The sequence below is a fragment of the Mesorhizobium sp. M2A.F.Ca.ET.039.01.1.1 genome (assembly GCF_003998035.1).
Taxonomy (GTDB): domain Bacteria; phylum Pseudomonadota; class Alphaproteobacteria; order Rhizobiales; family Rhizobiaceae; genus Mesorhizobium.
Map to the genome: position 1 here is coordinate 1 of NZ_RZRY01001290.1, position 972 is coordinate 972.

The 972-nt window shown below is 63.4% G+C and carries 1 protein-coding gene; it reads right to left on the reverse strand.

Annotated elements, in window-relative coordinates:
- Positions 1 to 972: GGDEF domain-containing phosphodiesterase (locus EOA24_RS39365; protein WP_133375004.1), on the reverse strand; the 972-nt coding region annotated here is incomplete at both ends.

The window sequence follows — 972 nt, forward strand, 5'->3', positions numbered from 1 at the left end:
GCCTTGTCCTGCGGCATCGGGAAGGCGATGGAATAGCCCTGCACCTGGTCGCAGCCGATCGCCATGAGCGAGTCGAGCTCGGCCTCGGTCTCGGCGCCCTCGGCGACGATCGAGATGCCCAGCCCCCTGGCAAGCTCGGTGATGGCGCGCACGATCTTGCTGTTGTCGCCGTTCTCGTTGATGTTCTGGACGAAGCGGCGGTCGATCTTCAGCCGGTCGATCTCGTTGGGGTTGACGTGGCTCAGCGAAGCATAGCCGGTGCCGAAATCGTCAAGTTCCAGATGCACGCCCGCGGCGCGGATGTGGCGGAGCTTGGCGGCGATTCCGGTCTTCTCGTCGTCGAGGATGACGGATTCGACGATCTCCAGCGAAAGCTTCTGCGGCGCCAGCCCGGCGCGCTCCAGCGTGCCGAACAGGAACTCGTCGAAATCGGGCTCGCGAAGTTCGGTACCGGAGACATTGACAGCGATGCGCCCGAAATCGATTCCGGCGCGGTCCCATTCGGCGGCCTCGTTGATCGCCTTGCTGATGACGATGCGGCCGACATCGGGCATGAAGCCGCATTTCTCGGCGACGGGAATGAACTCGCCGGGCGAGATCATGCCGCGCGTGGCGTGGTTCCAGCGTACCAATGCCTCGATGCCGCTGATCTTGCCGCTGGTCAGCGACACTTGCGGCTGGAAATAGACCTCGAAACTCTTGTCGGCGATCGCCGTGCGGATGTCCTGTTCGAGCTGCTTGCGGTAGTCGAGCTCGCGCCGCAGTTCCTCCGAGAAGAAGGAGAAATTGCCGCCGCCGAGCTTCTTGGCGGAATAGAGGGCGAGGTCGGCATGGACGAGCAGGTCCTGCGCATTGTCGGCGTCGACTGGATAGACCGCGATGCCGGCGCTGGCGCCAGGCATGATTGTCGTACCCTGGAAGGTGATCGGCTCGTTGATTTCGGCAAGGATGCGCTTGGGCAGCGCATGGATG